The organism is Psychrobacter sp. AOP31-B2-9 (assembly GCF_052378005.1).
In the GTDB taxonomy this organism is placed as follows: domain Bacteria; phylum Pseudomonadota; class Gammaproteobacteria; order Pseudomonadales; family Moraxellaceae; genus Psychrobacter.
In genome coordinates this window covers 1-8,738 of record NZ_JBQSXG010000122.1, presented here as the reverse complement: position 1 = coordinate 8,738, position 8,738 = coordinate 1, and the positions used below count along the sequence as shown (strand labels likewise).

5 protein-coding genes are annotated in these 8,738 nt (G+C 42.9%); all 5 read right to left on the bottom strand.

Annotation, left to right across the window (positions count from 1 at the left end; genetic code table 11):
* A partial coding sequence (locus ACT3SX_RS11940; protein WP_444761756.1) for a hypothetical protein occupies positions 1-448 on the bottom strand: 448 nt, incomplete at its 3' end.
* Between the two features lie 163 nt (positions 449-611).
* Entirely contained in the window at positions 612-1,436 is an 825-nt protein-coding gene (locus ACT3SX_RS11935) for an OmpA family protein (RefSeq protein ID WP_192519948.1), read from the bottom strand.
* Between the two features lie 103 nt (positions 1,437-1,539).
* A complete protein-coding gene (gene tagF, locus ACT3SX_RS11930; protein WP_192519947.1) occupies positions 1,540-2,520 on the bottom strand; it encodes a type VI secretion system-associated protein TagF in 981 nt (326 codons plus the stop codon).
* Positions 2,517-6,575 carry a type VI secretion system membrane subunit TssM gene (tssM, locus tag ACT3SX_RS11925; protein WP_442069958.1) on the bottom strand — a complete coding sequence of 1,353 codons (4,059 nt, stop codon included), beginning with the start codon at positions 6,573-6,575 and terminating at the stop codon, positions 2,517-2,519. The genes tagF and tssM overlap by 4 nt, the downstream gene beginning before the upstream one ends.
* 124 nt (positions 6,576-6,699) lie before the next feature.
* On the bottom strand, positions 6,700-8,442 hold the full coding sequence (locus tag ACT3SX_RS11920; RefSeq protein WP_192519945.1) for a hypothetical protein: 1,743 nt from the start codon (positions 8,440-8,442) through the stop codon (positions 6,700-6,702).
* Between the last annotated feature and the right edge of the window lie 296 nt (positions 8,443-8,738).

The window sequence follows — 8,738 nt, the reverse complement described above, 5'->3', positions numbered from 1 at the left end:
CTATATGACAGCGTGGATGCTGATGCAAGCGATAGGTAAGTGGTTGTGCGAGCAGACGATAATAGCCATAGCTGCCATCGTGATCCAATTGATGTATGGCCGTTAGGTATAAATGACGGTAATGTAGGCCGCTTGGGGTATCAAAGCTTAAGGTAAGTGTGCTACCGATTAAGTCAGTGAGCGGTGTAAAGGGCGGATGGTGACGCTCATGAATATAGACTTGCAATACATAAGTATCGATACCATGCTGCTGATGTTGTTGATTTCCGTTTGGGTTTAATTGGGCAATGATATCGTCTTCATAAGACGCCTGCATCAGCTTGTTTTGCCACGCTTGATGAGCACTGATGTCTTGCTGCGCACTTGGATAGAGGGCTTGAGTGCTGCCTTCACTAGCATATAGCCTATCAGGGTGCATGGGCAGCACGGTGTTGGTCAAGCGAAGCATGGTAGTGTTCCTATTCTTTGTGCAACGGCATTATGTTTTTTTGAGCGTTGGCATCAAAACATAAGTGTTTGTCTGCCATTATCATTACGTGTGGCAACATCATTCGACGATATTGTTATTTGACGACAGTGTTATTCAACGACAATGTTATTCAACGACAATGTTATTCCTCGAGGGTGAATTCGATACGGCGGTTACGAGTCCGCCCTTCTTCATTATCGTTACTAGCGATAGGATCTGTGTCACCTTTACCTGTCGTACTAAGCCGAGCAGCATCGATGTTTCGACCGATAAGATACTGCTTGACGGCTTCAGCACGATCGTTGGATAGGGCTAAGTTGGCAGTAGGGTTACCGACATTATCTGTATGCCCAGTGATGGTGACCGGTTTATCACCGACCCGCTGCAACACGCCTGCCATATCATCTAAAATACCAAGCCCCATAGGCGTGAGATTAGCGCTACCAGATTCAAACTCGACAATACGGTTGCCAAGAGTCTCATCGATGAGGCGCTGTTCACCTTCTACGATGACCAGCTGGTTATCTAACTGATAGAGGTCGGTTAGGCGTGTAGAAATACGATTTTGGATTGCTTGTTTTTGTTCCAAGCTACTTACTTTGCCATGTAAGCTAATGGTTGTACCATGAATATCGATACGGCCCTGACTAATATTAGAGATGTCACTATCGATAATGGCTGTGGCTATCTGTTGCCAGTTGGTCGGTATACTGATATTCGACCGTACTTCGATCTCATCTCGGATGGTTTTATCGGGATATTGCGCCTTTAGCTTCTCTATAAGCTGCTGCTTGTCTGAGCTAGTCGCAACCACACCTTTGATGACGACAGGTACGTTTGGTGTTAGACCATTATTCTGCGCTGCAACGACAGCCGCACTGATGGGTAGTGTTATAGCAGCCGCTAACAGCAATTTTTTTGAGTGACCCGTTAGCTTGGAGTTTAGTATGTTAGAGAGGACCTTCATTCAAGTGCCTTTTTAATCTTAATAGTATTGAGCAATTATCAAATATAGGTGTCTGATATATAGCGATGACCGCCTATCGTAATATCATCTTTTTGATGCACGATTATTGTGCCAAAAACGTCTTCTTAAACAATTGCCTAGTATCATACAGGTAGAGGTTGTCTTGTAACAAGACTTTATTGAAGCGAGTCAGTCCGATATCCTCATCGATATAACCTTGCGTCCAGTCACTATGAGAGATAACCACCCAATCTTCGGGATAGCTGTCTTCGCTCTCTGATATTTGACTCAGTATATGCCCATCAGGTTTTGTGAAGCTCAATAGTAGGCGATAGCAATTAGAAACACGGTAGAGATAAGTATTCAGATAGAGTTGATGTGGTTGATAAAACCCACTGATCAAATCATGCCAAAAAGTTGCCATATGTATGGAGTTCTCTCTATCAGAAGTGAGTGACCAACAGATGACTTTATTAAGACCTTGAAAGCCTTTGGCAAAAGTAGGCAAAAACAACAAGCCAGTGGCGATGATTTGCTGTATCAATTGTGATTTATCGATGTTCATCAATATGGCGATATCTTGCAAAGTAGAGGTATTGATAAAGTCGTAATAGTGAGTACTGGCATTATTATTGATTCTAATCTGGCTGTGGTTGAGGTAGTCCATCAACTCAGCATTGTCAGTTTTAGACTTAGCTATGCTGAGGATTTCCTGTGTATCGTCCCAAATGGTAGCAGACTTAATTGGTAAATAATTCATCCAGCTTTTTGGCTTGTCAACATACTGGACGCCAAAACCTATAATCGGATAGTTACGATAACTGCTATCGTGACTAGGAATAAGCACACCGGTGATAATCTCATTGGATGTGGTATTCACGTGACTAAAGTTTAAAAAAGCTGTTTTGTTGGTTGTCGTCCTATCTACCAATCTGTCGCTAAATAGTGTTTCTGAGCTGACTAAAGCTTTGCTGACCCACTCATCAATGGCATTGCTTTCAGGAATGTGTGTGCGTGCCCGTACAAAATCGCCACGGGCAGGCAGTTTGCCAAAATATACTAAAGGTAACGATTCAGGAGTCACGGCGTTGGCTCCTGTGTGTCAGTTGTGGTTGTATTGCTATCCGTTGTGGTAGTAGGCGTGTCAGTTTGGTCACTGTCACTGTCACTGTCACTGTCACTGTCGTCAGTCGTGGGCGTCAAGTTCAACGCATTTGGTGCTGGTGTTGGCTCCGTTGTACCATTGTCTTCACTGCGTGGCGCAGTCGGGCTGTTTACTGGGCGCCCAGTTGATGTACCGCTGTTAGCTTCATTACCGTTAGCTGAATTACTGTCAGAGACCGGCATTGCCGAACGTGTAACACCAAGAGCGATTACTTCATCAGGTAGCTTCATACCAGTAAATGGATTGCTTGCACGGCCTTGAGGGGTAGTGCCACCACCACTGCCACTAATCAGTCTAAAGCGTACTGGAATAGTAATGCCATCACCTGACCAAGCCATCTCAAAGATGTCATCGCCAAGTTCAGTGCGGCGAGCACTATTGATCATTCTTTCTACCCCAAAGCTACCCGCTTCTTCAAACACAGTAAAGTCTCTACCGTCATAATCTTTGGCCCGGATACTAGCACCAGGCTGGCTACTTGGGTTGGGCCATACAAATGTGGTCCAAGCTTGGGTGCCCATACGATAGCGAAGCTGCTGACCGTCGACCACAATCGTATATTCAGTCAAGCCACTAACTGGTAATGGCATAATCTGGAATGTGGTTTGGTTAGCCGCACCGTTAGCATTAGTACCACCAGCAGGGCCAGCGCTACTGTTACCAGTATAGTTGGTGAAATAACGACCAAAATCAGCGACAAACTGTGGGTTCAGGCCCAGACCCGCACCATTCCAAATCTTACTTGATATCTGATCACCGCGACGAATGATAAAGGGTGACAGGGTTTCATTAACGAATCGTGCCACATAGCCATCTTCACCAAAGAACTGACCAATCTCTGCAGGTGTTGCCTCTAAGTTGGCATTGGCAGTGAACGGGTATTTTTTCTCTAAATTATCGAGGAAAGGCTTACCTACTTGTGCTTTCCATACCTTGTTAATTTCAGCCTTAGTTGGTGTCAGTAGCATATTGAAGGAGCGTGTGAGTGGCTCACTCAATAATGGGCGGACGAGTTTTTTGATTTCAGAATTGGCTTGGCTGAGTATCTGTTCATCCAAAATTTGTAGCGACTTGGTCAGCTCTGAGCCATCAGGACTTAGCGTCTGTGAAGCAAACAATAACGCATCAGGACCGATGTCATCACTACGCGCAATATTATTGAAGCGTGTTCTAACGTCACCTAGACTTGCTAAGTAATTGTCTAATAAAGACAAGTCTTGATTGTCCTCTCTGGAGACTACCAGTGCATGTATGGATGAGAACTCTTGAGCAATCACACCCGATGGTGCTGCAGGAGTTGCGGCGTCACTACCACCACTGTTGCCTAGAGCTGCTTCTGCCTGTCGTAGTTCGGCCGGGCTCTGTCTCAATATGGTTTGCTTGAACCAATTGACAAATGAGCGTCTAGATTCACCACCATTTGCAGCAGCTGGAGTAGACGCTTTGTTGTCCCATTGAGTCTGACGATCAACCGTTACAAACAGTGTTTTTAATGGTGAATCTGCCGCATTAGATAGCTGACTTAATAGCACCGCATGATCATCGAAACCTTTGCTATCACGAATATATACTTGTGATAAAAACCGCTTCCATTCGCTGATATATTCTTGTTTATAGCGGTTGACCAAGTATTGTCTTATTTGTTCAGGACTGCCTGTCAATGTAAGATCGTTTTGGCTACTGGTTGCTAGTACCCAATCATCTGCTACCACTCTAGTAGTAGCTGCTTTATCGATCTCATCACTGACGAAAGAGTCCCATGCTTGTCTGGTAAAAGTGCCTGAAATAACGTAGCTACCGAGTAAGGCTTCATTGGCAGTATCTTGAGTGATTTGAGCGACTGTTACGGATGGAAAGCGGGCAGAGGCGCGCATTTTTATTTCAGAGTAGACCCGATCACGAGCAGGTTGACCCTTACTAACTTTTGACAGGGTATTGCGTGTATTGTCTACCAGTCCCAAGTCGTTTTGAATAAGTGGAAAAGCAGGGTCATCGACATGAGCCAGTGTGAAGCTCAAGATACGCTCGGCTTGGCGAATCATTTTATCACGTGGCATATCGGCACGATTAGATTCAAGCCAATTACGCCAAAAACGCGTCATCTGATCGCTTAAATGACTGGTTTCGAGATGTTCATGACTACTCAGCATGAGATAGGCTTTTAGGGCATTATAGGCATCTTCAACATCTGTAGGATCGGATTGAATATAAGCGTCATTGGTCGCTGCTTCCTCAGCCGTATCGTCAGAAGCTTCTTCTGTGCGCACTTCTAGCTGTGCTGCATTTGAATTCACCTCTGTCAAAAATTGCTCAATATTTTGTTTGGTAGGTGCCAACACAATGATGCCAATACCGTTATAGTACTCAGCCAATAGCTTTTGCTTAAGCTTATCACCCTGATACAGACCAAAGCTTAGAGACAAGGGTTTGTCTTCTTCGTAGCCTTCGAGTTGTTCTATTCGGCTTTGTAAGATATCAAGCGACTCAAGCTGCGACTGTAGATCACCATTAGCGCTTTTCTGTAGCTCGGCGACTTGTTGTAAGTCAGCCACGACACGTTCAGAGAGTTGCTTGTTATTAGTATATGACCATGTCCATAGACCTGCTGCCACACACAATGCAACCACAGCAGCTAGGGTCACAATCGCACGATGACCACGTTTATTACGGTTTTTATGCTGTTTGACAAGATGCTTATCTTTTAAGATGACTTTTGAAAATAAATCTTGCAGAAAATAAGGCTTGTCTGCAGCTTCCTGCTGCGCATTAAGTGGTATGGCAGGTGGACGCAAGTCATAGTTTTGTACCATTTGTAGCGTCATTTGGCTGCTAACTTGCCCATCCTGTAAGGCGCTGGTAAAGTAAAATCCGCGCAGGATTGGCTTAAACTGGAAAGGGTTGTCTTCAAACAAAGCATGCATCAGCGTTCGTATCATTGGACGTAACGACTGAAACTCCATAGGGAAAGTCATAAGACTGGGAGACACGGTCCGCTGATGACGCAAAGATAATTTGGTTGTGCTCAAATCTTTTAGACCATTGACCAATATACCAAAATGATCTTCAAAAACATCGGTGATATTTATATTATCAGGATCTTCCGGGTAGGGAATGGTCGCACCCCAGACTTGATCGCGCTCTTCTTGTTCATAGTCATTAAAGAAATCACGGAAGCCTGAAACCAAATCCATCTTGGTAAAGACTACATAAACAGGCGCATAGACTTCTAGTTGTTCAGTTAAATCTTGGACACGGCTGCGTAAGTTTTTGGCCAAATCTAATGCATAGTTGGGATCATTTTTGGTCAGCTCAGCGATACTAACGGCGATGATAATGCCATTAATAGGTGCTTTAGGTCGGTTCTTTTTGAGTAAACTTAAAAATGACAGCCATTCTGAGCGATCTTCTTCATATACAGAATAGCGTCCAGCTGTATCAAGCAAAATTCCTTCGGTCGAAAAAAACCAATCGCAGTTCCGTGTACCGCCAACCCCTTTTACAGACAGTTTATTAGTCTGATCCATAAATGGGAATTTTAAGCCGGAGTGTAGTACCGCTGAGCTTTTTCCTGCTGCTGGATTACCAATGACCATATACCATGGCAGCTCATACAATGCCGCTTTACCTGTTTGATCGCCAATTTTGGATTTACGAATGGTTTTAATCGCATCTTGCATTTGCTCACGTAAGGCTTGCACCTCTTCGGTGTTTTCATCTTTTGCTTTATTAGCGCTATCTTCGCCATCATTGGCATTGTCTTCTACCAAATCTGCCAAATCCTCTGACGATTTTTTACGCTTTTTCCATAGATGATAAGCGACAAAACCTAGCACAGTACAGGTGATTAAGATGCCAATAATAATGTAAAAGGTTTTGATGGGGACATAGTCATATAATAAGACTAAGGCGACTATGATGCCCAAAGCTACTAGCACTCTTGGGTTATAGATAAGATGAAAAAACCTTGAAAACATGCGTGCTACCTAGTGTAATCTTAAGATAATAAAATGAGTGTCTACAACGATACTGTTCATCAAAATGATGCCATCAAAGCGATGTCGTTAAAAGCCATGTCGCTAAGAACTGTGTCACTAACAACTATGGTTCTGACTTCTGAGAGTCATCTGCTAACCACAGTATAGAGCAATGCTTATGTTGAGTAATCAAAAACAGGCTGTCTGACTCTTGTTGGTCTTTTTCTGCTAAGTCAACAAACAACGATAGGCTAATAAATGACTTTAACCAGTTATTGAATGGCATATAATGCCCTAAATGGTATTCATTTACTAGAGCGCCTTTTGTGATAAACGCCTCAACAAAGCTCATATATACCGACATATCATAAGGTTGTGTTGATGGATTAATGTCTGATATAGCTGTAATACTAGTATCTAATGGTGCAACATTAGTCTTGGTTTCGGTGTCGTCTGGCTTTGTTGTGGGTTTGTTTAGCGTTTTTGGCGATGCAGTATTAGTCGGTACTAATGACAGCTCGTTATCTATCAGTAAGTTTTTAATAGTTGTTAAGTGGTTTAGGTAACCACGTCTATTATTCATGCGTTCAGTAGTATGGCTATCGTGATGTTTAGCATCAGGTGTATGCACCTCTGTCAATAAAACGCTGGTGCTGGTTTCAATATTGAGTAAATCTTGAGCCGCTTTATTAAAAAATACTAGCAATGCACCAGCCTCAGTGGGAACGATATTAGATGTTTGCTGTGAGTGTAGGTGCGTATCGAGCCAATCATCACTCATTTGTGAGTCTACAATGAGCAATAGGCAAAGATCAGGAATCGCTGACTGTGATAACGATACAAGGTGTTTATTAATGAATCCAGCAGGATCGTGAGTGGCTATATCATCTATGTGCTCACTTGTTACGCTATCTGCTGATTCGTTATCATCAGCTACAATCACTGTGAAAGAAAGCAGTATGTCAGAAATGCCGTAAGTCGCTAATTGCTCTTTTATTGCCGTGATAAGAGGCGCGGAGTCAGCACTAGCAGGCAGACATAGATAGATAGGTAGCTTGGACAAGTAGCTATTAGACGCAGTTGACATTGAGTCGTCATCACTCTCTTGCTCGGCACTCACTAAGTAATGCTGCTGCCATTCGGGATGAATATTGATAGCTGAGTTAGACTGCGCATTGTCTTGCTGATGGTGTTGATAGAAGTGTTCTGCGAGGACAGATAATAGCTCATCACTCAATGCAATTTGCTCATGAATTAATGAGCATAAACGCAAAGTAGTATCATCTAGTGTGGCTATACGTTCTGTACGTGCATCACTCTCCTCAAACCTTTCCTGATTGACATGGTTATCTAAACGGTTGTTATCTAGACTGTTATCAAAATCTGTATCTTCTACATGATCATTGGATCGATAGCTATAGGGTAGTGAAGCAGCATCGGTAAGTTCTTTGATGGGTTTAACCAACATCGGCATACCATCAAAATTTGTCAGATCTTCACTTAATACAGTTAGGTCTTGGTCATTGTCAATAACATCAGACCAGCTATTTCCTTCAGGTAAGCAAACGCGGCTAAATATAAATAATTGGTGGATATCAGGCAGTTTGACATTTTCTTTTTTGTCTGACGTCTCTCCTAAGCTTTCAGCTTTATCACTGGCTCGTTTGTCCAGCTTCTTTTGCCACCACAATAGAGCAACGATGGTGCCAATGAATAGTAATGGGATGGCCACGAACCACAGTATTAATCCAGATGAAGTAAGCTGTCGCGCATTGTCTTCAAAGTACATCCAGACTACGATGAGATATAGCACCAGAAATATCACCAAAGCCCGGCGTCCATAAGACAGTATTTTTTTTGCGCCCACTGATACAAACTCCTGATTTGTTGAGTTATGATTGTCGTTGCTATTAGATAGCCAAACTTACTAGGCAGTATTTTATGGTATTAATAGACTTCTTTCTACTATATTTGACGACTTTATTTCACTTACCCACAGCTAGATTATAAGAGCATGGCACAGTTACAAAGTCTTTATCGAATGAGATGACGCTATAATAATCAGTTATAGCAATGATATGCAGCAAATAGCAGGAAATGCAGATAGTATGCGAGCAGTATAAAGAGACATTAGAGGAGTTTAATGTGATTAATTTTTTTTAT

Bases quoted from the DNA above. Each gene is read 5' to 3' on its own strand.
- ACT3SX_RS11935 (WP_192519948.1), bottom strand. From the start codon at position 1,436: ATGAAGGTCCTCTCTAACATACTAAACTCCAAGCTAACGGGTCACTCA.
- tssM (WP_442069958.1), bottom strand. From the start codon at position 6,575: ATGTTTTCAAGGTTTTTTCATCTTATCTATAACCCAAGAGTGCTAGTA.